16 protein-coding genes and 3 pseudogenes are annotated in these 25351 nt (G+C 59.0%); 10 read left to right on the forward strand and 9 right to left on the reverse strand.

Annotated features, from left to right (window positions below; all coding sequences use genetic code 11):
• Positions 1-30: 30 nt before the first annotated feature.
• Positions 31-1572 (reverse strand): EAL domain-containing protein, encoded by a 1542-nt coding sequence (locus tag TU79_RS22065; protein WP_057009978.1) that lies wholly within the window; start codon positions 1570-1572, stop codon positions 31-33.
• 400 nt (positions 1573-1972) lie between these two features.
• Here TU79_RS22065 and hppD point away from each other — a divergent pair, with 400 nt between their 5' ends.
• The gene (gene hppD / locus TU79_RS22070; RefSeq protein ID WP_057009979.1) at positions 1973-3049 is read left to right on the forward strand and encodes a 4-hydroxyphenylpyruvate dioxygenase; all 1077 of its coding nucleotides are present in this window, start codon (positions 1973-1975) and stop codon (positions 3047-3049) included.
• Positions 3050-3098: 49 nt separating this feature from the next.
• Here the strand turns inward: hppD and rarD are convergent, their stop codons facing one another.
• Positions 3099-3980 carry an EamA family transporter RarD gene (gene rarD, locus TU79_RS22075; protein WP_057009980.1) on the reverse strand — a complete coding sequence of 294 codons (882 nt, stop codon included), beginning with the start codon at positions 3978-3980 and terminating at the stop codon, positions 3099-3101.
• A gap of 109 nt (positions 3981-4089) precedes the next feature.
• The gene (locus tag TU79_RS22080; RefSeq protein ID WP_057009981.1) at positions 4090-5400 is read right to left on the reverse strand and encodes an MFS transporter; all 1311 of its coding nucleotides are present in this window, start codon (positions 5398-5400) and stop codon (positions 4090-4092) included.
• Positions 5401-5560: 160 nt separating this feature from the next.
• On the opposite strand from TU79_RS22080, the gene TU79_RS22085 reads away from it, so the two are divergent.
• A complete protein-coding gene (locus TU79_RS22085; protein WP_057010042.1) occupies positions 5561-6667 on the forward strand; it encodes a sugar diacid recognition domain-containing protein in 1107 nt (368 codons plus the stop codon).
• A 90-nt stretch (positions 6668-6757) separates the two neighbouring features.
• Positions 6758-7897, forward strand: a complete 1140-nt coding sequence (locus tag TU79_RS22090) for a glycerate kinase (RefSeq protein WP_057009982.1) — start codon at positions 6758-6760, stop codon at positions 7895-7897.
• Here the strand turns inward: TU79_RS22090 and TU79_RS22095 are convergent.
• On the reverse strand, positions 7894-9462 hold the full coding sequence (locus tag TU79_RS22095) for an alpha/beta fold hydrolase (RefSeq protein WP_169793811.1): 1569 nt from the start codon (positions 9460-9462) through the stop codon (positions 7894-7896). The genes TU79_RS22090 and TU79_RS22095 overlap by 4 nt on opposite strands.
• Positions 9463-9661: 199 nt before the next feature.
• Here TU79_RS22095 and TU79_RS22100 point away from each other — a divergent pair.
• Positions 9662-10174, forward strand: a pseudogene (locus tag TU79_RS22100) (GNAT family N-acetyltransferase).
• Positions 10175-10187: 13 nt separating this feature from the next.
• A pseudogene (locus TU79_RS25690) lies at positions 10188-10301 on the forward strand (DUF4174 domain-containing protein); the annotation flags it as partial.
• A gap of 58 nt (positions 10302-10359) precedes the next feature.
• Here TU79_RS25690 and TU79_RS22105 read toward each other — a convergent pair.
• A complete protein-coding gene (locus TU79_RS22105; RefSeq protein WP_082638673.1) occupies positions 10360-11634 on the reverse strand; it encodes a GGDEF domain-containing protein in 1275 nt (424 codons plus the stop codon).
• Between the two features lie 373 nt (positions 11635-12007).
• Positions 12008-12361 (reverse strand): annotated as a pseudogene (locus TU79_RS22110) (group II intron maturase-specific domain-containing protein); the annotation flags it as partial.
• Between the two features lie 364 nt (positions 12362-12725).
• Between TU79_RS22110 and TU79_RS22115 the strand changes: the two are divergent.
• Positions 12726-13220, forward strand: coding sequence for a hypothetical protein (locus TU79_RS22115; protein WP_057009984.1), 495 nt, complete (start codon positions 12726-12728; stop codon positions 13218-13220).
• A gap of 5 nt (positions 13221-13225) precedes the next feature.
• Here the strand turns inward: TU79_RS22115 and TU79_RS22120 are convergent, their stop codons facing one another.
• The 3 genes from TU79_RS22120 to TU79_RS22130 all read right to left on the reverse strand — a co-directional run bounded on the left by TU79_RS22120 (position 13226) and on the right by TU79_RS22130 (position 18966).
• Positions 13226-14626 (reverse strand): DUF1254 domain-containing protein, encoded by a 1401-nt coding sequence (locus tag TU79_RS22120; RefSeq protein ID WP_057009985.1) that lies wholly within the window; start codon positions 14624-14626, stop codon positions 13226-13228.
• A gap of 135 nt (positions 14627-14761) precedes the next feature.
• Entirely contained in the window at positions 14762-15127 is a 366-nt protein-coding gene (locus TU79_RS22125) for a response regulator (RefSeq protein WP_057009986.1), read from the reverse strand.
• 272 nt (positions 15128-15399) lie between these two features.
• Complete coding sequence (locus tag TU79_RS22130) at positions 15400-18966, reverse strand: hypothetical protein (protein WP_083342416.1); 3567 nt, start codon at positions 18964-18966, stop codon at positions 15400-15402.
• Positions 18967-19240: 274 nt separating this feature from the next.
• Here TU79_RS22130 and TU79_RS22135 point away from each other — a divergent pair, with 274 nt between their 5' ends.
• From TU79_RS22135 to TU79_RS22150, 4 genes are read left to right on the forward strand one after another with little or no spacing between them, the layout of a single operon-like run.
• Positions 19241-22735, forward strand: coding sequence for a response regulator (locus TU79_RS22135; protein WP_057009988.1), 3495 nt, complete (start codon positions 19241-19243; stop codon positions 22733-22735).
• Entirely contained in the window at positions 22736-23566 is an 831-nt protein-coding gene (locus TU79_RS22140) for a CheR family methyltransferase (RefSeq protein WP_173670275.1), read from the forward strand. It begins immediately after the preceding gene.
• Entirely contained in the window at positions 23563-24162 is a 600-nt protein-coding gene (locus TU79_RS22145; protein WP_057009989.1) for a chemotaxis protein CheB, read from the forward strand. Before TU79_RS22140 ends, TU79_RS22145 begins: the two co-directional genes overlap by 4 nt.
• The gene (locus TU79_RS22150) at positions 24156-25349 is read left to right on the forward strand and encodes a hybrid sensor histidine kinase/response regulator (protein ID WP_057009990.1); all 1194 of its coding nucleotides are present in this window, start codon (positions 24156-24158) and stop codon (positions 25347-25349) included. Before TU79_RS22145 ends, TU79_RS22150 begins: the two co-directional genes overlap by 7 nt.
• The last annotated feature ends 2 nt before the right edge of the window (positions 25350-25351 follow it).

Raw genomic sequence — 25351 nt, forward strand, 5'->3', positions numbered from 1 at the left:
TATTATTTCACATCGCTAGTCGCTGGCTATTCAATGGCGAGCCAGGGATTTAATGAATTCAGTACCGGGTAACGGCCGTCCGAACAGATAACCCTGCAGGAAATCCACACCGTGCGCGGTGAGATATTCGTGTTGTTCGGCCGTTTCAACGCCTTCGGCAATGATCGTCAGGTCGAGCTTTGCGGACAGTTCGATGATGCTGTCGAGAATATGGCGGGAGAGCGCATCGACGCCGATCATGGCGACAAAACTCTGATCGATCTTCAAGTAGTCAACATGGAAGTTGCGCAAGTAACCCAGGCTGGAATGTCCGGTGCCGAAGTCGTCTATGGCAATCATCACGCCCAGCTCATGCAGCGCGGTGAATAAGCGACGAGTGATATCGGTGGGCTCGATCAACTCGCGCTCGGTAAGTTCCAGCACCAGCGTGACGTGACCGGGCGGGAAGGCCGCAAGAAATGCCCGGCAATCCTCCACCAGCTCCAGATTGCGGCAGTGCCGGGCCGTGATGTTCACCGCGATGTGAAAGCCCGGTTTGAGAAGCCCTGCGTGCGGCGCCAGTTGTTCGGCGGTCTGGCGCAGCAGGGCCCGGGTCATCGGTACGATCAGGCCGCAATCCTCGGCCAATGGGATAAAGAGGTCGGGCCGTACCAGACCTTCCTTGGGGTGCTGCCAGCGCATCAGCACTTCGCAGCCCGCCCATTCGCGGGTATCGCCGCGCACCACCGGCTGGAAATACGCAAGAAACTCATTGGCACCCAAGGCTCGCCGCAGCTCATGGGTCGGCGGTGATACACGTTTTTGCAGACTGTGTGCGAGCAGGCCCGCCAATACGGAAAAGAACAGCACCATGCTGAACATGGCCGGGTAGCGCGCCTGCATGTGGCGCCAGACTTCACCTGCCGGCATGCCGGCGGAGACGCTCAAGTGATAGCGTTCGGAAGCGAGGTGGTAAGGGGCCACGGCAAATATCGGAACCGCCGTGGCGTGCGCCTTGCCGTCGTCCCCCAGCCAATTGGGCCCCACTTGCAGCACCATTTGCGCATGGCGGCTGAGCAGGCGCAGGGTATTGGTCAGGTGATAGCCATCGATTGAGGCGAAGGCGCCCCGGTCACCGTCCACCCGTCGGTACACCAGCAGTGCCGTGTCCGGCGTCACCGGATTGCCTTTCATCAGCCACAGTCGGCCCTCCACGTAGTCGGCCGGGTCGATGCGGGATATGTGATCGCTGCCGAACAGCGACGTGCAGTACATGTTTTCCTGCCAGGACAAGGTCGTTGCCCGCACAAACGGTCCCCGTGTGACCTGCTCACGCAGCGCCAATTGCGCCGTCTGGTCGCAGGGTTGCCCGGCCAGCGGCAGCAGTGCCTGGGTGGCAAGGGCGGTTTGGTCGAGCATGAGTTCGAATTGACGCACGGCTTCCTGGGCGGCTTGCACTGCGTTGTGCTTCAGGGTGCGCTCGGCTTGCCAGTGCAGGATGAACACGCCCAGCGCCAGGGGCACCAGCGCACAGAAAACGCTGATGGAATGGCGGACGAGGGGATTGCGCGGGCCTTTGACGGATAAGGGCATAAGCGGCCTGTCAGGCGAGTGGGGCGCCAGTGGGCCGGCGACAATATAGCGATGATAGTTGCCTGGACTGAAATATGCTTGTCGCGCAGCACTCCGGCATCGTATCGACTGGCGTTACAAACACCTTGCACCGTGCAGCGCATTGGCGCTCTGATAAGACTGCGGACAAACAAGGTTACGCTGTGTAGAATCGATTTACGCATACAAGAATATGGACTTGCGCTCACGCAAGCCTCTGCCGTCAGAGACTGATGACACCATGAAGCTACTCGGTTCCCCCCTCATCTTCGGTGACTTCCTCGCCCGCAGCGTGCGAGGCCTCTCCTGCGCGCCACCCTCAACCCTCATCCCTGCTCGCAACTGACCAATCGTCAACCACCCGCATGATGAGGCGCCGACCATGGCAGACCACTACGAAAACCCGATGGGCCTGATGGGCTTTGAATTTATCGAGTTCGCATCACCGACCCCGGGCAACCTGGAGCCGATCTTCGAGATCATGGGCTTCACCAAGGTAGCCACCCACCGCTCCAAGAACGTGCACCTGTTCCGCCAGGGCGAGATCAACCTGATCCTCAACAACGAACCCGACAGCCTGGCTTCATATTTCGCGGCCGAACACGGTCCGTCGGTGTGCGGCATGGCGTTTCGCGTCAAGGACTCGCAAAAGGCCTATACCCGGGCGTTGGAACTGGGTGCCCAGCCGATTCATATCCAGACCGGTCCGATGGAACTCAACCTGCCGGCCATTAAAGGCATCGGCGGCGCACCGCTGTACCTGATCGACCGTTTCGGCGAAGGCAGTTCGATCTACGACATCGACTTCGTCTACCTCGACGGCGTGGAGCGCAATCCAGTCGGTGCGGGCCTGAAGGTCATCGACCACCTTACCCACAACGTGTATCGCGGCCGCATGGCCTACTGGGCGAACTTCTACGAGAAGCTGTTCAACTTCCGCGAGGCACGCTACTTCGATATCAAGGGTGAGTACACCGGCCTGACCTCCAAAGCCATGAGCGCGCCCGACGGCATGATCCGCATTCCGCTCAACGAAGAGTCGTCCAAGGGCGCGGGGCAGATCGAAGAGTTCCTCATGCAGTTCAATGGCGAGGGCATCCAGCACGTCGCGTTCCTCACCAACGACCTGATCCAGACCTGGGACGCACTGAAGCGAATCGGCATGCGCTTCATGACTGCGCCGCCGGACACCTACTATGAAATGCTCGAAGGCCGCTTGCCCAACCACGGCGAGCCGGTCGACCAGTTGCAAGCGCGCGGCATCCTGCTGGACGGTTCGTCGATTGAAGGCGACAAACGCCTGCTACTGCAGATTTTCTCGGAAACCCTGATGGGGCCAGTGTTTTTCGAATTCATCCAGCGCAAGGGCGACGATGGGTTTGGCGAGGGCAACTTCAAGGCGCTGTTCGAGTCGATCGAGCGCGATCAGGTGCGTCGTGGTGTGTTGAGCACCGACTGACGCATAAATAAAAAGCCCGGCGTCGGCCGGGCTTTTTATTGCCTGCAATTCACGCCCGACGCTGGCGCACCAGATGCTTGAAGCCTTCGAACACCAGCACCATCACCGCGATCCAGATCGGAATGTAAGTCAGCCATTCGCCCGGTTTGATGCCCTCGCCGAGCAGCAGTGCCACTATCAGCAACAACACGGGTTCCACGTAGCTGAGCAGCCCGAACAGGCTGAACGCCAGCAGTCGACTGGCAATGATATAGCTCACCAGTGCCGAGGCACTGATCAGGCCGAGTATCGGGATCAGCGCATAGAGTTTCGGGCGAGCCTCCATCACCGCAAATCCCTGTTCGCCGCTCTGCACGAACCACCAGGCGACCGGCAGCATCAGCGCCATGTCCAGCCATAGCCCGCCCAGGTGGTCGGTCTTGAGGTATTTGCGGATGATGAAATACAGCGGATAGCCGATGATCACCACCAGCGTCGCCCAGGAGAAGCCTCCGGCCTGGAACAACTCATTGACCACCCCGAGACCGGCGAAGAACACCGCAATCTTCTGCAGATATGACAACTGCTCGCCCCACACCAGGCGCCCGGTGAGCACCATGGTCAGCGGCAGCAGGAAGTAGCCCACCGATACGTCCAGGCTGCGCCCGTTGAGCGGCGCCCACATGAACAGCCATAACTGCAGGCCAAGAAAGGTCGAGGACAGCATCGCCCCGACGATCAACTTCGGCTGGGCCGCGAGCCTGCGCAACAACGCCCATGCACGCCGCCACTCCCCGGTGACGACCATGAACACGGTCATGCAGGGCATGGTCAGCAGCATGCGCCAGCCGAAAATCTCCAGGCCGCTCAATGGCGTCAGCAGCGATGTGAAGTAATACATCACAGCAAACAACACCGAAGCCGATACGGATAACACAACACCTTTAGACACCGCTGCCCTCGCGCAAACCGTTTAATCCCATTTCAAGCGCAGATTATGGTGGTTTTAGCGAAGCAGCGTCGCGCTATTTTGGGGCGTTTTTTGATGGATCCTGGCCCGCTCAGGTCTGCAGGCCACGGGTCATGCGCAGGGCCAGCACACTACCGGCCACAATCACCGCCGCCAGCAGGTACAACGCCATATCCGTGGACCCGGTGGCATCCTTCACAAAGCCGACGATATACGGGCTGAGGAAACCGGCCATCTGGCCCATGGAGTTGATCAACGCCAGGCCGCCCGCCGCCGCGCCTGCACTGAGCATGGCAGTGGGCACCGGCCAGAACATCGGCAGGCCGGTGAGGGCGCCCATGGTCGCAATGGTCAGGCCGAGAATCGCGATTGCCGGCGTGGTGGCGAAATTCACCGCGATCACCAGGCCGATGGCGCCCATCAGCATCGGTACCACCAAGTGCCAGCGCCGCTCCTTGCGCAAATCGGCGGAACGCCCCACCAGCAGCATGAACACCGCCGCCAGCAAATAAGGAATCGCGCTCAGCCAGCCAATCACCAGATTATCGCTGAACCCCAGGTTCTTGATGATCGACGGCAGCCAGAAGTTGATCGCGTACACGCCGCTCTGGATACAGAAGTAGATCAGGCCGAACGCCCAGATGGCCGGATTCCTGAACACGGCAGCGAGCGAATCGGTGCTGGTTTTCGGTTTGTTCGCCAGGTCCGTGGCCTGGTCGGCCTCCAGCACCGCACGCTCGTGGGGCTTGAGCCACTTGGCATGGGCAAAGCTGTCGCTGAGCAGGAAGTAGGCGAGGGCACCGAGGATCACGGTGGGAATGCCCTGCAACAGGAACATCCACTGCCAGCCGGCCAGGCCGCCCTGGCCCGCAGCGAAATGGTTGAGGATCCACCCGGAAAACGGGCTGCCAAGCAGGCCGGACACGGGGATCGCCGACATGAACAAGGCCATGATGCGTCCCCGGCGAAAGGTCGGGAACCACTGCGAGAGGTACAGCACCACGCCCGGGAAGAAGCCCGCTTCGGCGGCGCCGGTAAACAGGCGCAGGGTGTAGAAGTGCGTCGGCGTGGTGACGAACAGCAGGCAGGTCGACAGCGTGCCCCACACGATCATCATCAGGGCGATCCAGCGCCGCGGGCCGAACCGGGTCAGCGCCAGGTTGCTCGGCACGCCGCACAGCACGTAACCGATAAAAAATATCCCGGCCCCCAGGCCGTACACGGTTTCACTGAACTTCAACGCGTCGAGCATCTGCAACTTGGCAAAGCCGACGTTGACCCGGTCGAGGTAGTTGAACAGGTAGCAGATGAAGATAAAGGGAATCAGGCGCAGGGTGATGCGCTTGTAGATGGCGTTTTTAACGTCATCGGTGGCCGGGGTTGCAGCGGCGCTCTGGGACATGGCGGTCTCTCTTTATTATGATTTTTTGCGATGCACAGGTAACGTTGATCGCCCAACGAGTCTCGGCCAACGGGCAGGCTGCTGTCTTTGTGCCCGCGCACAGTCAGTCATGCGTTGCGCTGTGCCGATGAACAACCTCGCTTTCAAGGAAAACAGCCCCATGTTCGAGCTTGATCATGACCTGGCGCAGGATATCGTCAATCGCACCATGGCGATCCTGCCCTACAACGTCAATGTCATGGACAGCCAGGGCCTGATCCTCGGCAGCGGCGAGCCGGAGCGCGTCAACACCCGTCACGAAGGCGCGCAACTGGTGTTGGCCAACGGACGCGTGGTGGAAATTGACAGCCAGACCGCCAAGCACCTGAAGGGCGTGCAACCGGGCATCAACCTGCCGCTGCTGCATGATCAGCGCCTGATTGGTGTCCTCGGCATCACCGGCGAGCCGCAAGGGTTGCGTACCTACGCTGAACTGGTGCGCATGACCGCCGAGATGCTGGTGAGCCATCGCCATCAGCAAATCGAACAGCAATGGCGGCGCCAGCGTTGCGACGACCTGCTGGCGCTGCTGTTGGCCGACAACGGCGATTCGCCGCGCCTGGTGGATGAAGCGCAACGCATGGGCCTCAAGCCGCAAATGGTGCGCACACCGTACCTGTTTGAGCTGGGGGCCGGGCAATCGGCTCAGGACTTGAGTGCCTGGCTGGCCTCGCGTTACCCGGACAGCTGGTGCGTGAGTTCAGCGCCATCTTCTCTGCTGTGGTGCCGTCCCGCCGCCGTGCCGCTGGATAATCCACGCCTGCTGGAAAAACTCGACGGCCTGGGCTGGAACGTCGTGCGCGTGGCCATTGGCGGGCAGGCCGAGGGGCTGAGCGCATTGCGCCGCTGCTATCGGCGCGTCGGCGATTTGCTTGCCTACGGCCGCGATGTACTGCCGCAATCGCGCGTGCTGACCCTCAACCGCTGCCGCCTGCCGGTGATGCTCTGGCGCCATCGCCACGAAGACGCTCTGGATGAACTGCTCACCCCGCTGCGCCAAGTGATGGCCCGGGACAACAACGGCCAACTGCTGGCGACGTTGCGCAGTTGGTGCGAACACGACGGCCAGAGCCAGGCCTGTGCCGATGCCCTGGGCATCCACCGCAACAGCCTGCGCTACCGCATGGAGCGTATCGCCGAACTCAGCGGCGTCGACCCGCTGACCCTGGACGGCATGCTCGCGCTGTACCTGGGCGTGCAGCTGTTGCCCCAGCCATTGTCACAATGAACAATAAACCTGCGCCGCACTTGTGCATCGGACAGGCGTCATGGCCGGTTGCAACTGGCAGCATGGACGTTATAAAAACCGGAGAACGCCATGAAAATCATCATCGCCCCTGACTCGTTCAAGGACAGCCTGAGTGCCGCAGGCGTGGCCCACGCCATCGCCGAAGGGCTGGCCCAGGTCTGGCCGACTGCCGAACTGGTGCAATGCCCGATGGCGGACGGCGGTGAAGGTACGGTCGATGCCGTGCTGGCGGCGTGCAACGGTGAATTGCGCAGCCAGCCGGTTCGAGGGCCATTGGGCGTTACGGTTCAAGCACGTTGGGGCTGGTTGGCCGACAGCCACACGGCCATCATCGAAATGGCCGAGGCCAGCGGCCTGCAACTGGTCGCGCCGGGGCAGCGCGACGCCTGTTCGAGCAGTACCTATGGTACGGGGGAGCTGATCCGCGCAGCATTGGATCTCGGCGCCCGTCGCATCATTCTGGCCATCGGCGGCAGCGCGACCAATGATGGCGGTGCCGGGGCGATGCAGGCTCTCGGCGTGCAACTGCTTGATGCCGATGGTCAGGCGTTGGCGCCAGGTGGCCTGGCGTTGACGAACCTGGCGCGTATCAGCCTCGAAGGCATCGACGCGCGCCTGGCGCGGGTGCGCTTTGAAATCGCCGCCGATGTGAACAATCCACTGTGCGGTGCCCATGGCGCCTCGGCGATTTTCGGCCCGCAGAAAGGCGCCAGCCCCCGGCAGGTGGAGCAACTTGATGCCGCGCTCGGGCATTTCGCCGACCATTGCGCCAGCGTCCTCGCTACGGATGTGCGTGACGAGCCCGGCAGCGGCGCCGCCGGCGGCCTGGGCTTTGCCGCCAAGGCGTTCCTGGGGGCACAGTTTCGGGCGGGAGTGGACGTGGTCGCCGAACTGGTCGGCCTGGACGCGGCCGTTCGTGGTGCCGACCTGGTCATCACCGGTGAGGGCCGCTTTGACGCCCAGACCCTGCGCGGTAAAACACCGTTTGGCGTGGCACGCATTGCCCAACAGCACAAGGTGCCGGTGATTGTGATCGCCGGCACGCTGGGTGAAGGCTACGAGCACCTGTATGCCCATGGCGTTGACGCAGCCTTTGCCTTGCCTTCAGGCCCCATGACCCTGGAGCAGGCGTGCAGCGAGGCGCCACGCCTTTTGCGTGAGCGCGCATCGGATATTGCGCGGGTGTGGCGGCTGGGGGCCTCGGCTTAATCGGTGCCGAAGCAGATCAGGTAACGCTCTGGTTTACGACCGTATGCCAGGTAATCGCCGACGCTCCGATTGACGCAGGCGCTGCTATCGGAAAAAGACACGCCGTGTTGATAGCCGCCCTTGAGCAACGTCATGTGGGTGTTCGGCAAGCTTTTGAAGGCTTTTAATGCGCCCGCCGCGGGCGTCTGATCGTCGAACTCGGCCTGGACCATCAGAATGCTGTCCACTTGTTTCAGCCTTTTCAGCGGCACGCCGGTCAAGGGTTGAGCGCCCCACCCAGCGCAGTGCGCCGCCTGAAAAAAGCTGCCACCCACCGGGTAGTGGGTGGCATACCGGCTTTCCCTGTCGGTCCAGAAGGCCTGGCCCGCCGTCGGGGTGTCATTGCATAAAACGGTGCTGCGTACGGAATCTGCCGGCGTCAGCTTCAGCGGACCGGGTACCAGGCCATTCCAGGGTTCAGGGTTGCGGATGAGCGTGAGCAAGTGCATGAATGCGCTTTTAGCCGACTGATCCACCCCTGCATCCGGACTGAATCGATGGGCGCGCGCCCTGGCCAGCAGGGCGGCGTCGCTCTTGTCGGGCGTTTCACGCAACGACTGGCTGAGCAGGCGTGCTGCCATTAAATAGGCCGCAGAGCTGTAAAGCTCGTTGTCGGACCGCAGGGCCACGCGCACCTCGGGTACCAGACCCAGGAACACGTCGCGAACTGCTTTGGGGTCGTTACCCAGTTGATAGACATGCGGGCGGCTGGCGGCTGGCTGCGCGACAAAACGCTCAAAGATTCTTTCCTTCTCTGGCGCCTGAATGAGTGAGGCTTCCTGAAAAGTCGATGTCCAGTCCGTGTTTGAGTCAAGCACCATGCGGCCAACCTGCTCGGGGAACAGTCCTGCATACCAGGCACCCAGCCAGGTGCCGTAGGAATTTCCAAAATAATTGAGTTTTTTCTCCTTGAGTAAAACCCGCACGAACTCCATGTCGCGCGCGGTTTGATCGGTGTTGATGTAAGGCGTCAAACGCTGACTGGCACAACCACGGGCCAGCACGGCGGCGTTGTGTTGCTGGGCCATGAGGTTGGCGGGGCTGCGGTCTTCGGTAATGTCGTTCTGCGCGACGATCAGTTCATCGGACTGGCACACCAGTTGAGAATCCTTCGTGCTACCCATTCCTCGCGGTGTGAGGCCGATGACGTCATGGGTGTCGATCAGATGCCGATACGCTTCGCCGCCGGCCCTGTCGGCGTAGTTTTTCCAGATGGAAGCCAGCAGCACCGCAAAGCCATCGGCTTCAGCGCCGGGTCCGCCCGGGTTGGCGAATATCGCGCCTTTTCGCTTGTCTGGCCGGCGCGCGATTACCCGGGTGATATCCAGGTCGAGCGTGCCGAGCGACGGTTTCAGGTGATTCAACGGCACGCGGACAATGCCGCACTCCGTTCTGGCAACGACTTCCGGGTCCAGACCGCTGATGGGCCGTCCGTCACAGTTGGGGAGCCATCGAATATTTTCCGCCTGTTTCCTGGTGGCACAGGCTCCGCTCGCCAATAGCGCCATGACAAGAAGGCTGCCCAATACTGCTCGTTGCTTGTTCACTGTTTGAAGACCCGGCCTGTGGTTGGATGGCCGGGAGTATTACAAGGCCGGTCTGGCCGTGAATGTAGGAAAACACAACGCTTGTTACCGGCAGGCTCCGGGAACGTTCGGCACTTTCCTTTGCGACGACTTGAGCCCTACACTGGGCGGCCATGTGTCTTTCAAAGGATGAAACACAATGCATGTGCCTGACACCCCGATCGTGATCCAGCGCTTCACCGAGGCTCATCTGGAAGGCGTCACCGCCCTCTATAACGAGCCGGCGGTGTGCTGACAGGTGCTGCAGATGCCCTTCCAGTCGGTCGAAGCCTGGCGCAAACGTCTGGTGCTGGATAACGAGCGCCGACTCCAGCTGGTTGCGCTGCATGGCGGCGAGGTGGTTGGCCAACTTGGCCTGGAGCAGTACCTGCGGGTGCGCCAGAGCCATGTCGGTTCGTTCGGCATGGGGGTGGCGACGGCCTGGCAAGGCAAGGGAGTGGGCTCCCGGCTGCTGGCGGCCGCGCTGGACGTGGCCGACAACTGGATGAACCTGCACCGGGTGGAACTGACGGTGTATGCCGACAACGAAGCCGCGCATCACCTGTACCGCTAGTTCGGCTTCGAGGTGGAAGGGCGCTTGCGCGACTACGCCCTGCGTGACGGTGTATTTGTCGATACATTGACCATGGCGCGTCTGCGCAGCTCGATCTGATCCCCAAACAGCCGACCAAATGTTGGTTAGCAAAGACGGGGGCACGAAAATCGACCCGTACGCACCGTTGGACGCCAGGGCAATCTTCGACACCATCGACAAAATGCCGATGCGCCAGAACCCTTAGCCTATTCGCCCCGCTTCCCCTGCAGGGCTCCCCCGGTCAACAGCTCATGACCTGAAAGCTACCGGGACTGTGAAATGGCATTTTTTGAGTTGCCAAATCCGATGGTCTCAACTGTGGAAGAGCGTTCACTTGAAACATCGGCGCAACGAATACAGTCCCGCCCTGCGTGTTTGGCTGAATAAAGCGCAGCGTCGGCGGCGCCGATCAAGGCACCTGCATCGCTTTGCGGTGCTATTGCCGCCGCCAGTCCCAGGCTGATGGTGACGCGCGCGCCCTCGCCTAATATCGGATGAGGCACGTTGAGCGCCGCGACGACATCTCGCAGGTCTTCAGCGAGATGTCTGGCCTTACTGACATCTGCATTCATCATCAGTACCAGAATCTCTTCACCGCCAAAACGAAACGTCAGTGCATCTCTTTTTTGTGCAGCTTGCTTGATAGCACTGCTCAACAGCTTTAGGCACGTGTCCCCCTGCGGATGACCGTAGTTATCGTTGTAAGCTTTGAAATTATCAATATCGAGCAGTATGACCGCGACGCTGGTAGGCGTATGCGATGCGTACTCCCAGACCGATGTCAGCACTTCCTCCTGATAATGACGGTTGAATAGCTGAGTAAGCGCGTCAGTACGCGCGAGTTCCATCAGTTGGGCCTGTAGAAGTCGCCCGCGCAGTGCGAACAGATAGCTCAGGCGGCTCCCGCGTTCCAGAAACCAGGACGCCATCAGCAGCAATGCCACCGCCGAAGCAAACAATAAAAAGTTGGCTTGCCAGATCAGGAAGTCAGAAAAGTCTGCGATATAGGTGGTGACCAGTTGGATGATCAACATGAGGCTCATTGCCACGGCAGCGTAACGCAATGGCAATTGCTGAATCATGGAGCAATAGACCATGAGCAGCAACATGCCAAGCTGATAATGCAGCCGGTACGGGCTGTAGCTATATATCATTACCACCATTGGCATTAACGATGCGAGCACCGGGCCGGCGGCAGTAATGGCTTCCAGCGTCCAGCGCCGATTGACACGCTGGATCCAGAGGAGCAACACAATGAACATGGGCGTGATCAGGCACAGACGACCCAGTACCAAGTAGGTGAATACATCATTGAGCGTCAGCCAGTCACTGATCAGAAACAGGTTGTAGACCAGTAGCCCACCAATGCCAACGGTAGTGAGGGATTGACGGCGCTGTTCCAGGGTTTCCGCTTCATAGCGTTGTTCAAGATCACCGCTAAAACGTAAAGCGCGACCTCCTGAAGCAATGACCTGCTCAACCTCAGCCAGCGTCTGATGATCTGTTGCACTGGTGCGGTCCAGTGACGTGTTAAGCATGCTGCACCGACAGGTGCTTGGCAGATAAGACGGTTTTCATAACGTTCTCACAGCCCTCATGGGTAATTGCGGCGGTAGGGTGAGAACGATCCTTTTTCTCAATTCATCAAGGCGTCTTTGATCCTTTTCAATGTATTTTCGGGCGCACATACTTAATGCCAGCAGGTAATGGCTATAAGACATCATGCTCACTAAACCTCGGACTGGTCAATCATGTGACAGTTGCGCCGTTCACTACTGCTTCGGCAGTATTTCGCGTTTTGGTGAGCGCTCCTCGACGAGTGGCAGCGATCGGCGGTACGTCTGCCGATACCTGGTGTAAGGTTTTAACCGTGCTTAATCCTATGGAATGGATGAATGCAGACCGATAAATATCAAGGGGCTGTCTACTCTGGCTAAGCTTGAAGTAGCCCGCCCAGCCACGGAGCGCCCGGTTGATCCGCTCGATGACATTTGCCATCTTGTGGCCCCGCGCTCCGTGAAGCAGCGCTTTAAGCCGGTCACGCAAGCGGTTCAGGCTCATGCTCGCTACCCTCAGCTTCGGCTGTTTATGCCAGCTCATCCCATAACCTAGGTCATCACAGGCCCAATGCCTTGCCAAACGGCTCTTTTCCCGATTCAGCGTCAGTTTCAGACGCTGATTCAGGAAGCGCTCAACCGCGGCCAACACTCGTTCGCCAGCACGGCGACTGCGCACATAAATGTTGGCATCATCGGCGCATTGCACCCTGCTTCAGCTCGAAAAAGCGGAGGAAGCGCAGTTCGGATTGATGGCTGCGGCAGCGGTGATGCTGGGGTGAGATGACGGCTCTTTTGGCCAGTTGGTCGATACCGATGGGAGCCTCACCCTGTCACACCAAACTTCAGACATCATCACCCCGAAAGCCCTACTGCTGGATGAGCGGCTAACACCGCTGGAGCGCAACGCCTGGCTGACTTTCCGTTCCCATGTCTTGCCTTTGCGGGGCTGGGTAGATGACTTGGCCGGGCGCATACGACCAAATGCCCCGAACAGTTTTTAATCCGTACGCCGTTCGGGCGCATCTGCCATGATCAGGCTTCGCACCCTGGCTCACCCAAGGATTTCCAAAATGGACGATGTACACCAACTGGGCGAGATGCTTCGTCACTACGCGGATAGCGAAGCGCATAAAAAACAGCTGTTCGATGTGCAGTCGGCGCGCTGGGCGCACAAACTCGGCGAGCTGTTCCAACTGATTGAACAGTGGCTGGAACCGGTAAAGCGCGCCGGATTGCTGGAAGTGAGCCGTGAAGCCTGCGTCGCCAGCAGCCCAAGCGCAGCAGCGCAGACATCGGCCTTCAACACTGAAAAGCTCAATGTGCTGATCACCGGCAAAACCGTGGAGTTCGTGCCGGATGTGATGGGGGCGGGCGGGTTGATCTCTGTGGCGGTGACGGGCCTGACCGCAACGCGTCATGGCAGCATATCGCTGGTACTGCCGGCGGACAAAAACGATTGGCTATGGAAGAAAACCAATGGCCTGAAAGACCCGGACACCTATGCCTTCGATGCCAACTTTCTGGCATCGCAGCTACAAAGCCTGATTCCCCGCGAACGCGCCTGAAACGTCTATTTCAACGGTGTCAACGGTGGCAGTTTCCATTGCCCATTACCCACTTCGGGCTTGGGCAGGTACACCCGCAGCACGGCATAGAACGGGCCTGGAGGAGCCGGCAGCCAGTTACTCTGTTCGGCCTTCGGTGGCTCATGGTGCTGCAGCGCCAGGGTCAGGCCACCGTCGGCGTCGCGCTTGAGGGCGGGCAGCATGCGTGAATTGATCAGGTAGCGTTTCTTGTGATTGGGCACCAGCAAGCGGGTCCTGGCGTCATACATCGTCAGCGACCAGAACGCATCGGCCGGCGGCAATTGATCCTTGGCAAAGTGCACCGTGTAACTGTGGCGCGCACCGTTGGCCGGCTTGCCTTCACTGTCGACGAGGTATTTGAAGTAGGCCGCTTCATCACCTGAGTTGCCGAACATGCCCGTTTCGGCACCGGCAAAACGGTACAGGTAATTGTTCTGCAGGTGGTCGCGGCTGCCGTAGAGATCAGCGCTGGTGACCTGATGGGTGTCGATTCTGTCTTTCTTCAACGCAGCGAATTCGGCCTTGGCGTCGGCGATGCCGTCTTCAAGCGCCTTGCGTTGCTCTGCCGTCAACTGTTTAACCTTGAACGGCGCGCCCGGCGCAATGCCGATTGTGGCAAAGCGCGCGAGCAGCTCCTGTTCACTGTCCTGCGGCGCGGCAAAGGCCAGCATGAAGTTCAGGTAACGAAACAGCTGCGGGCCCTCGGTCATGGTCGCCATCGGCTTGGGCCAGTCGATTTTCGCCACCTTGGGTGGGGCGGCCTGTTTCACATAGCTGCTCAGCGGCTGCACCTTGTAGCCGTCCTGAATCTGCCTGACCTTGCTCAGGTCCTTTTCATCAAACAACTGCGTGCGGTACAGGGCGTAGGCGATATTGCTCTCGCTGTAGACCACGCGGTCGACGTCCACCGGCTGCTGACCTTTCCAGTCAGGCCCTGCGATCATGTAGTGACCGCCATTGTTGCCCGTGCTGCGGGTGCCCAGGTAGGCAATATTCTGGGTATACAGGTCGATTAACTGCACCGAGTAGTAGCGGTCGTCTTCTATCCTGGGCAGGGTCAGTACCAGCGGTTCCCTGCGCAGGTCCATCCATACGAAGGAGTAGGGCGTGTCTGCGTTCGGGCTGGGCAGGGCAGTGTCCCTGGGCGTCACCACCTGCGCGGCATTGCCGATCTGGTTGAACGGTGCCTTGTAGTTCACGCCACCCTTGTCCACCGCCTGGGTGTAGAGCGTCTTGTACATCTGCACCACCGGGAAGCCATACAGGTAGGCTTCCTTGGCAATCGCCCGCGCTTGCACCGGCGTCGCCGTGAAGTCGGCCCATGCGCCGGTACTCATGAGGAGGGAGAGGCTCGCCAGCACCAGGCGCGCAGGTTTTCCGATCATGTTGTTGCGTCCTTCCAGAGTTCTTTTGACTGACGGGAGATGAAGGCGACGAGTTTCCCGTTTTATTGGCCAAACGTCACGTAAATCCCTGCAAACACGCTGAACTGAGCAAGTGGATAAGGGGAAGGGCAGGTATCAGGCTGCGGGGAGCATGGACTTGACCTTGTCGCGCAGTTGATCGATCGAGAACGGCTTGCCAATCACCTGCATGCCGGCAGGCACATCGATGTTGTCGGCATAGCCGCTGGCAAACAGGATCGGCAATGCGGGGCGAAGCTCACGCACTTTGGTTGCCAGTTGCTTGCCGTCCATGTCCGGCAGGCCGACGTCGGTCATCATCAGACTGATGACCTCATCGCGATTCTGCGCGAACGCCAGCGCCTGTTCAGCGTCAGCAGCCTCCAGCACAGTGAACTCCAACTCTTCGAGTACATCGACGATCAGCATGCGCACGATGTTGTCGTCTTCTACTACAAGGATGGTGGAGGGGGTGGAGGACATAATGAGCATTCCTGAAAAGTGAGGGGCTTGACGTGACGAGGCAGAAGCTAACTCGGTAGAGAGTGATAACAATGCCAGCAAGTTCAAAATGAATTGCTGGCATTGTGACCTCAAGCGCGCCGGATGTCCCGTTGGCTTTCTGGTTTACTTACAACGCAAACCCAACCCTGTGTTTGACTGCCGAAGGGTGTGACCAGCCTTGAAGTAGCAGTGGGGGGCGCACCTGGCGACCGGTTTTTGAAACCCTCTTGCATGAAAGCGTGAGTTTGGGTTCAAAGAGCAGCATTGAACAGCGCGTACGGGTTGTTATAAGGCACTGTCATTAGAAAGTCGGAATCGTTGAAAAGACTGACATTGAATTGCGGCTTGCCGCCGATAATGGCGACGGGGCTCAGTGTGCCCGCTGTTTTTCCGCTATTTAAACAGGCCTCTATTCCGTGCTGCATCGCGGCTTCGCTCGCGAACGTCGCCAGGCCGAAATTGGGGTCAAAGAAAAACCATTCCTTCTGTTTGTTGCTATTCAACATGGCCCCCGCAAGCAGACCGTGGTTTTGCGTAGCGATCTTCATCATGTAGGGCGGGGTCGCTCTGCTCAGGGCAGCGCTGATGTCAATGTGTGACATTTGGGAGACCGCTTGAACACCATGAAAATTGCTGCGCACAATCTGATGCATATCGTTCAGTTGCTTGCGAAACGCGGCGATTCTGGGGTCACTGCTCTTTATGCTCGCTTTGAAAAAATTATCGATCAACGTCTGTTGGCGCCCGTTTTGAATGGCCAGGGCCATGGAATTGACCAAGGCCGCGCATTCGCCATTCGATGCAAGATCTCCCTGGCTCAAGTAGAAGTTTTGCGGCATCAGCGTGGTTTTTCCGCCACTGGCGGCGATTTGTTCGCTGAACACTCTGGCGCCTTCAAGGCTATTGCGCGTCATTCTGGTTTCTATCACTTTGGCCAACGACCCGATCTCTTCGGGCGTGCGCCCCGGGCTGATTGCCAGCTCCTTGAGGTCCGAAACATTCATCGAGGTGTAGTACCCAGGGATGTTTTCGATTTTGCCAGCATCATAACCTCGGTTAAAGGCGGCAAGGTCATTAGTCCTGGCCCTTGCCAATGTTCCTTTAAGGACATCAGAAATATTGGGCGTTCTCGGGGTTGGAGCCACAACAGCGGTCAACCAATTAATCCAGTTGCCGTTTATCTCACCGTTGGCGGCGACCGTTACCGGTTTGAAGTCCGCTAAGGCCGTTCCATAAGGGCCAGTGACCGGGTCCAACAGGTACCATTTGCGATTTTCAAAGACTGCACCGCCTTCGACCACTTCGTCTGCCAGCTTAAAGGTGCCGGTCGCTACGATGCGATCATTTTTACTGGCTGCTTTGAGCACATCGTAACTGCCACTTGCGCCCCTGAGCGCGGCGACCGCATCGGCCCCCTTGGCAAACCCTCTTCCAATCAGTTTGGCTCCTCCCACCAACACGTCGCCCAACCCGCCCACGGGATTGAGAAACTCAATAGCCGCCGCGCCAAGAAACTTTACCGCTTTGGTTGCCTTGGCAGCGGCGTTCAAACCCGACATGCCCTTGCCAAAGACTTTTACCGCTTGCGCAGCCTTGCCCGCACCCAGCGTGAGCAGTCCGAACGCATCAATAGCCAGATCACCGACCCCGTCAAGGGTGTTGCCTTGCAGGAAATTCTTGATAGCCGATCGAAACGGAATCAGGTTGAGAAAAAACTCATCGATCACGCTACCTAGCGCCCGACCTTTGTCGAAGGACGTAATTCCTCTGGCGTGATTCAACAGGTCCTCGCCATCCAGCGCGAGCGCTTTGACGTACATGTCGGCAATAAAGTCGGTGCGCCTGGAGCGATAGCTGTCGGGGGGTTGAGCAGTAACGGGCTGCTCTGTCGTTTCGCTGTCTCGAGCCCCCTTGTAAGGGTTCAGTACGGACCTTCGCGTAATGATATTCGCGTCTCTGGAATCCATCTTATTAGTGCTGTAGGGCTCGCTGAATTTCTGGATCAGGTAATTCTGTTTTTCAATGGTCCCTGTGCGGGAGTCGATTTCATACACGTTGACCTCGCCATTGAGCGTGGTTTTCACATGCATCGTGCGTGCACGATTTACCAGTTCGAGCGGTGAAGTGAGATCGTGTGCAATTTTGTAATCGTTGGTGTGAAAAAATTTCACCTCGCCATATTCAAAATTCTTGCGATCAGCCAGTGGCAAGTTGGAGACCAGCTGTTTGACAAACTCATGGTGGCCGTCACCCAGCGATTTCATGGCGGCTTCATAATGAGTGTCGAATAACGTTGTGACCTCAGTATGTTTTTTGGTTTTTAAGTAAGTGTTGAACGAGGCGATGGGAATTCGCGTGTCCGGCGTGACCCATACGTGATGCTTGTCGAGCGGTTCGCCCTCCATCACGATATCAAGCATCGAGCGTCGCGTAAGATGAGCAGCGTATACGCGGAGTGCGTTCTGGTTGCGTATTTGCAAATTCTTAATTGCAAAGACGGAAGGATCCACGTGAGGAAATTCAGCTTTCAGGTATTCCAGCGCGATGTCCTTTCGACTGGGCACGGGCGTCTCCAGTAACGACGAAGACTTCACCAGTGCGTTGAGTTGATCGTTATAGGCAGTCTTGGCCTGTTGTATCTCGGCCGCGGAATGTTCGGTTTCGGAGGGTTTCAGTACTCCATTGGCGACGGCCCAATCACTCAGGGCGTTGCGTTGAGCCAATTGATTGGCGTAAGTGTCAGTCGCCATGGGCTCCGCCTGGGCGATAACCTCAGCGTAGGTCATGTTCTGCACCCGACCCGGCGTCTGCGCCTCGATCCTGGCTGCGGCAATCGTCAACTGCGTCCACATGGCAGAGCCTACCCTGACGCTGCCGGGAATGTCTTTAACCAGAAAGTGCGGTGCTCTGGTGGCCAATAAAAGGTGGGTGGCGAGCTTGGTTGAAATCGGCGTGGCGCGTCCTTTGTCAACCAGATGACGGCTCAGCTCGCTGACAACTTGCGACGGAGCGAGGCCCCAATGTTTTGGATGCAACAGATCGAAGTGGGCTATTTTGTTGCGAGTTTTCCGTACAGAAGATTCCTGATCCAGGCGAAGGTGAATCGCCGTCAATATATAGTCATAAATACTGGTGTCCGAAGATACCCCGCCAAGGTGCGCCTGGAGGGCTTGCCCAAGCGCCATGACCTTTGGGTTGTCGAGCAACTTCTGCAATGCCAGGGCAGGGTCTTCCAGATCATCGAGTGTCACTGAACTGCCAATCAATAAATAATCCAGGACACCCTTGTCAGTGGGCAACGGTAAGCCCGGCAGACCTGTCTTGTTGGAAAACAGGAATTGAGCGATGCGGTGCTGGTCAGTGCGCGACATGGGTCTCGGCCAGGACAGTCCTCCACCCCAATCACGCAGAAGAGGCACTGAGGCTCTTTTCTCCAATACGTCTGCCAGCTTTTTGGCTTCACTGACATTCTGCGGCAAGTCATAGCCCAGGTCCGTAATGACGGTAGCCAGGTTAGGAGCGGCGGACGTCAACGTGTGGGAGGAGCCTACAAAGGGCACCAGCACATCGTTGTTCAACTGGTATGAAAATTTGTGATCAACCCAGGTTGTCAGGCCTCGAAGCTTATCGGCAAGGCTGAACATATCCTGTTGGTCCGCGAGCAGTTGCCGCACGGTTTTGACAGTGGGCGTCGACACTGCAGGCGAAGGGTTACGGGGAGCGGGATTCGCCATTACCGCACCAGCATTGTTTGCGACATGTTCAGGTTCCCCGGTGGAAAGGTTCATGGTTCGATGCGATACGCTGGTGATGCTCATTTGGAATACCTTGGTATGTCAGAAAGACGCCTTCCCGTTGGATCCTCCCTGTTCCTGAGGCGTAGTCCTGAGTGCCAGATCCATGTCAGACGTTCCAACTTCGCTGTGGCCATCTGTAATCAAAGTTGTAAATGAGCTGACGAAACGGGCGATGAGCAGTGTGATATTTATGCATCGAGTCAGTCGTCTCGCATCAAATCAGCGCACAAACATAGCCTCGGCACATGATATTCGGGCAAACTCCCGGGTTTTCCGTATTGGCCAAGGCATGCCCATGACTCCTGCGTCATCCGTCGATGAAAAGAGCTTCCGTACCCTGTTGGGCCGAAACGTCGCACTCCCTTTAAGTGTCGGCGTGCTCAGCGCGGTGTTTTTCGTCTGCCTGATCACTTATTTGTTGTCAGTGATCCAGTGGGTGGAACACACCGACAGAGTCATCAACAACCTCAATGAATCGTCGAAACTCACGGTGGACCTGGAAACGGGCCTGCGCGGCTTCCTGATCACCGGCGACGAGCATTTTCTTGACCCGTACGAAGTGGCCAAGCCACGCATCATTGGCGACCTGCGTAATTTGCAGGAGCTGGTGGCGGATAACCCGCAGCAGGTGGACCGCCTCAAACGCCTGGAGGCGATGCAGGGCGAGTGGAACACGTACGCCCAGTCGATGATCGACCTGCAGCGCACCAGCGGTGATTACCGCTCGGCGGTCAAGGCTGGCCGGGGCAAGGGGCTCACCGACGCGATTCGCCAGGAATATGCGGATGCGGTGGCGATGGAGCAGCAGTTCCGGATCGCGCGCAACAAGGACGTCACCCGCACCACCATTGTCAGCGTTGCGCTGTACCTGGCGTTCGTATTGGGTCTGAGCGGTTTTCTCGCCTATATCGGCCGAAGAAATTTAGTCGCGCTATCAGATAGTTATAGTGCAAACCTCGCGTCCCAACAGAAGATTGCACGGCGTCTTGAGCAACAGGCCTGGCTGCGCAACGGCCAGACCGAACTGGCCGAGCAGGTCCTCGGCCAACTGACCCTGAACATGCTGGGCCGCAATATCCTGCAGTTCTTCGCTCAATACATGGGCTCTGCCGTGGCCGCGTTGTACGTGCGTCAGGAGCACGGCGGTCTCAAGCGTGTGGCCACTTATGGTTTCTCACGCGAGCAGGAACAGCTGGAACAGTCGATCTACAGCGACGAAGGCATCGTTGGGCAGGCTGCCCAGCTTGATCGCCTGATTCGCCTGGACGATGTGCCGGTGGATTACTTCAAGGTCAGCTCCGGGCTGGGCGAGGGCTCGACGCGCAGCGTACTGGTGGTGCCGACCAGCGACGAGGACCGTGTCAACGGTGTGATCGAACTGGGTTTCCTGCGCCCCCTGGATGAACGCGATGTCGAGTTGCTGGAACTGATCGCCGGCAATATCGGCACCTCCATCGAAGCCGCGCGCTACCGTCAGCGCCTGCAGGAAGTGCTCGCCGAGACCCAGCAGCTCAACGAAGAGCTGCAAGTGCAGCAGGAAGAACTCAAGACCGCCAACGAAGAACTCGAAGAGCAGTCACGCATCCTCAAGGAATCCCAGGCCCACCTGGAAACCCAGCAGGCGGAGCTGGAGCAGACCAATGAGCAGTTGGCCGAACAGACCCAGACCCTGTCCGAACAGCGCGACGCCATGGACCGCAAGAACATCGAACTCAACCAGGCCCAGCTTGAGCTCGAAGACCGCGCCGACGAATTGCAGCGTTCGAGCAAATACAAGTCAGAATTCCTCGCCAACATGTCCCATGAGCTGCGCACGCCGCTCAACAGCTCACTGATCCTGGCCAAGTTGCTGGCCGAGAACCCTCAGGACAACCTCAGTGCCGAGCAGGTCAAGTTTGCCGAGTCGATCTATTCGGCCGGCAACGACCTGCTGAACCTGATCAACGACATTCTGGATATCTCCAAGGTTGAAGCCGGCAAGCTTGAGGTTCGTCCGGAAACGTCCAGTGTGGCGCGTTTGGTCGAGGGTTTGCGCGGGATGTTCGAGCCGCTGGCCGCCGACCGCAAGCTGGGTTTTCAGGTGGATGTACAGCCCGGTGCGCCGGCCATGCTGTTCACCGACCGCCAGCGCCTGGAACAGATCCTCAAGAATCTGCTGTCCAACGCGGTCAAGTTCACAGAGCAGGGCGAAGTCAGCCTGTCGGTATCGCGCGCGCAGGACGCGGGTATTGCCTTTACCGTGCGCGATTCGGGCATCGGCATTGCGCCGGACCAGCAGGAAAGCATCTTCGAAGCCTTCCGCCAGGCCGACGGCACCACCAACCGCCGCTACGGCGGCACCGGCCTGGGTCTGTCGATTTCCCGCGACCTGGCCGCGTTGCTCGGCGGCTATATCAGCGTGACCAGCGAGCCGGGCAAGGGCAGCGTGTTCACCCTGGTATTGCCCGAGCACTACGAGGAGCGCGAAGCCGATGCGCCGTTGGCAGAGCAACCGCGCCAGACGTTGGCCGCCGCGCCTGTGTCGGTCAAGGTTTCACCGCTGCCCGTGGCCGACACCAGCCAGATTCCGCGCTTTGCCGACGACCGCGACAAGGCGCCGTTCACCACGCGCTGCATTCTGGTAGTGGAAGATGAGCCCAATTTTGCGCGCATCCTCTTCGACCTGGCCCATGAACTGGGCTATCACTGCCTGGTGGCCCATGGCGCGGACGAAGGCTACAGCCTGGCGGCAGAACTCGTTCCCGACGCCATCCTGCTCGACATGCGCCTGCCGGACCATTCCGGTCTCACCGTGCTGCAGCGCCTCAAGCAGAACGCCGGCACCCGCCACATCCCGGTGCACGTGATTTCCGTGGAAGACCGCGTTGAAGCGGCGATGCACATGGGCGCCATCGGCTATGCGGTCAAACCCACCACCCGTGAAGAGCTCAAGGATGTGTTCGCGCGTCTGGAGGCCAAGCTGACGCAGAAGGTCAAGCGCGTGCTGCTGGTGGAAGACGACGACCTGCAACGCGACAGCATTGCCCGCCTGATCGGCGACGACGACATCGAGATCACCGCTGTGGGCTTCGCTCAGCAAGCACTGGACCTGCTGCGCGACCACGTCTATGACTGCATGATCATCGACCTCAAGCTGCCGGACATGCTCGGCAACGAGCTGCTCAAGCGCATGGCCACCGAAGATATCTGTTCATTCCCGCCGGTGATCGTCTACACCGGGCGCAACCTGACCCGCGATGAAGAAGCCGAACTGCGCAAGTATTCGCGCTCGATCATCATCAAGGGCGCCCGCTCGCCGGAGCGCCTGCTGGACGAGGTCACACTCTTTCTGCACAAAGTCGAATCCCAGCTGTCCCATGAGCGCCAGACCATGCTCAAGACCGCACGCAGCCGCGACAAGGTGTTCGAGGGCCGCAAGATCCTGCTGGTGGACGATGATGTACGCAACATTTTCGCCCTCACCAGCGCGCTTGAACACAAGGGCGCTGTGGTGGTGATCGGGCGAAACGGTCGTGAAGCCATCGAAAGACTCAATGAAGTCGAAGACATCGACCTGGTGCTGATGGACGTGATGATGCCGGAGATGGACGGTTACGAGGCCACCGCGTTGATCCGCCAGGACCCGCGCTGGAAGAAGTTGCCGATTATTGCGGTCACCGCCAAGGCCATGAAAGACGATCAGGAGCGCTGCCTCGCGGCGGGCTCCAACGATTACCTGGCCAAACCGATTGACCTGGACCGTCTGTTCTCGTTGATTCGCGTGTGGCTGCCGAAGATGGAACGCATTTAAGTGGAGCGCAGTTTCTTGGACAAAAGCAGCGACATTGAGCTGCGCCTGTTGATTGAGGCGATTTACCTCAAGTACAGCTACGACTTTCGCGATTACTCGGGCGCGTCGGTCAAGCGCCGTGTGGCCCATGCGTTGCGTCAGTTCGACTGTGCGACCATCTCGGCGCTGCAGGAGCGGGTGCTGCACGATCCGTCGGCGTTCATGCAACTGCTGCAATTTCTGACGATCCCGGTGAGCGAGATGTTTCGCGACCCTTCGCACTTTCTCGCAATCCGCCAGGAAGTGGTGCCGCTGCTCAAGACCTACCCGTCGATCAAGATCTGGATCGCCGGCTGCAGCACGGGGGAGGAGGTGTACTCGATGGCGATCCTGCTGCGTGAAGAAGGCTTGCTGGAACGCACGATCATCTACGCCACCGATATCAACCCGGCGTCGCTGGACAAGGCCAAGCAGGGCATTTTTTCCCTGGAGAACGTGCGGGCCTACACCGCCAACTATCAACAGGCCGGCGGCCAGTGCTCATTTGCCGATTACTACACCGCAGCCTACGATTACGCGATCTTCGACAAGACACTGCGTGAGAATGTGACCTTTGCCGATCACAGTTTGGCGACCGATAGTGTATTCTCCGAAACTCAATTAATTTCGTGTCGTAACGTATTGATTTATTTCAATAAAAAATTACAGGATCGTGCATTCGGATTGTTTCATGAGTCACTGTGTCATCGCGGCTTCCTGGTGCTGGGCAGCAAGGAAACCCTGGATTTTTCCGCCTACAGCAAGCAATTCGAACCGCTGGTCAAACAGGAACGGATCTACCGCAAATCATGAATGACGCCGCAGCCAACCCGATTCGCGGGATTGAAGCCATCGTCGTCGGCGCGTCCGCCGGCGGTGTCGAGGCGTTGCTGAGCATTTTTGGCGTACTGCCCACCGACTTCGGCCTGCCTATCATTGCCGTACTGCATTTGCCGGACGAGCGCCGCAGCCAGTTGGCCGAAGTGTTCGCGCGGCGCTTGCGCATCCCGGTAAAAGAAGCGCGGGACAAAGAACTGATCGAGGCAGGGACCCTGTATTTTGCCGGACCCGGCTATCACCTTTCCGTGGAGCAGGACCTCAGCCTGTCCCTGAGCCAGGAAGACCGCGTGCACCATTCCCGGCCGGCCATCGATTACCTGTTTGCCTCGGCTGCCGACGCTTACGGCGCCGGCCTGCTGGCGATCCTCCTTACCGGCGCCAACCAGGACGGCGCGCGCGGGCTCGCCCATGTCAAGCAATCGGGCGGCACCACCGTCGTTCAGGACCCCGCGGAGGCACGCATCGCCGTGATGCCGCTGGCGGCACTGGCCTTGCACACACCTGATCATATTCTGACTCTGGGCCGAATCGGTTCATTGCTGGCTTCCCTGGAATCTTCCCCATGTTAAGTACCGTCCAGGCCAAACTGCTGATCGTCGACGATCTGCCGGAAAACCTGCTGGCCCTCGAAGCGCTGATCAAGCGCGAGGATCGGCAGGTCTACAAGGCATTGAGCGCTGATGAGGCCTTGTCCCTGTTGCTCGAGCACGAGTTCGCCATGGCGATCCTCGATGTACAGATGCCCGGCATGAACGGCTTCGAGCTGGCCGAGTTGATGCGCGGCACCGAAAAGACCAAAAACATCCCGATTGTGTTCGTCAGCGCCGCCGGCCGTGAGCTGAACTACGCGTTCAAGGGCTACGAAAGCGGCGCCGTGGACTTCCTGCACAAACCGCTGGATATCCACGCGGTGAAGAGCAAGGTCAATGTGTTCGTCGACCTTTATCGCCAGAGCAAGGCGATGAAGCTGCAAGTCGAAGCCCTGGAGCGCAGCCGCCGCGAGCAGGAACTGCTGCTGACGCGCCTGCAGGCCACCCAGGCGGAGCTGGAGCAGGCCGTGCGCATGCGCGATGACTTCATGTCGATCGTCGCCCACGAAGTGCGTACGCCCCTTAACGGCCTGATCCTGGAAACCCAACTGCGCAAGATGCACCTGGCCCGGGACAACGCTGCGGCGTTCACCCTGGACAAGATGCACGCGATGGTTGACCGCGACGAGCGGCAGATCCGCAGCCTGATTCGGCTGATCGAAGACATGCTCGATGTGTCGCGTATACGCACCGGCAAACTGTCGATCCGTCCTGCGCATTTTGATCTGGCGCACCTCGTGAGCAACCTGGTGAACAATTTTGCGCCACAGGTGACTGCCGCCGAGTCGTCCATGCAACTGGAGGTCGAAGGGCCGGTTGAGGGCCATTGGGACGAGTTTCGCATTGAGCAGGTGATCAACAATCTGCTGACCAACGCGTTGCGCTACGGTGCCAGGAGCCCGGTGCACGTGCGCGTGTATGCCGAGCATGGCGAGGCGCGCGTGGAGGTGCGCGACCACGGCATTGGTATCAGCGAAGAGAACCAGAAGCGCATCTTCCAGCAGTTCGAGCGCGTGTCGGCCAGTCACGCAGCGGCCGGATTGGGCCTCGGGTTGTTCATTTCCGAGCAGATCGTGGCGGCCCATGGCGGCACCATCGAGGTCGAGAGCCGGATAGGCGAGGGCGCCTTGTTTCGGGTGTGCCTGCCCCTGCAGGCCGCACCCTGAAA

It is taken from the genome of Pseudomonas trivialis (genome assembly GCF_001439805.1).
GTDB classification, from domain to species: Bacteria; Pseudomonadota; Gammaproteobacteria; order Pseudomonadales; family Pseudomonadaceae; genus Aquipseudomonas; species Aquipseudomonas trivialis.

Bases quoted from the DNA above. Each gene is read 5' to 3' on its own strand.
- TU79_RS22135 (WP_057009988.1), top strand. From the start codon at position 19,241: ATGACTCCTGCGTCATCCGTCGATGAAAAGAGCTTCCGTACCCTGTTG.
- TU79_RS22150 (WP_057009990.1), top strand. From the start codon at position 24,156: ATGTTAAGTACCGTCCAGGCCAAACTGCTGATCGTCGACGATCTGCCG.
- TU79_RS22130 (WP_083342416.1), bottom strand. From the start codon at position 18,966: ATGAGCATCACCAGCGTATCGCATCGAACCATGAACCTTTCCACCGGG.
- TU79_RS22085 (WP_057010042.1), top strand. From the start codon at position 5,561: ATGTTCGAGCTTGATCATGACCTGGCGCAGGATATCGTCAATCGCACC.
- TU79_RS22065 (WP_057009978.1), bottom strand. From the start codon at position 1,572: ATGCCCTTATCCGTCAAAGGCCCGCGCAATCCCCTCGTCCGCCATTCC.
- TU79_RS22105 (WP_082638673.1), bottom strand. From the start codon at position 11,634: ATGCTTAACACGTCACTGGACCGCACCAGTGCAACAGATCATCAGACG.
- hppD (WP_057009979.1), top strand. From the start codon at position 1,973: ATGGCAGACCACTACGAAAACCCGATGGGCCTGATGGGCTTTGAATTT.
- TU79_RS22090 (WP_057009982.1), top strand. From the start codon at position 6,758: ATGAAAATCATCATCGCCCCTGACTCGTTCAAGGACAGCCTGAGTGCC.
- TU79_RS22115 (WP_057009984.1), top strand. From the start codon at position 12,726: ATGGACGATGTACACCAACTGGGCGAGATGCTTCGTCACTACGCGGAT.
- TU79_RS22120 (WP_057009985.1), bottom strand. From the start codon at position 14,626: ATGATCGGAAAACCTGCGCGCCTGGTGCTGGCGAGCCTCTCCCTCCTC.
- TU79_RS22125 (WP_057009986.1), bottom strand. From the start codon at position 15,127: ATGTCCTCCACCCCCTCCACCATCCTTGTAGTAGAAGACGACAACATC.
- TU79_RS22080 (WP_057009981.1), bottom strand. From the start codon at position 5,400: ATGTCCCAGAGCGCCGCTGCAACCCCGGCCACCGATGACGTTAAAAAC.
- TU79_RS22145 (WP_057009989.1), top strand. From the start codon at position 23,563: ATGAATGACGCCGCAGCCAACCCGATTCGCGGGATTGAAGCCATCGTC.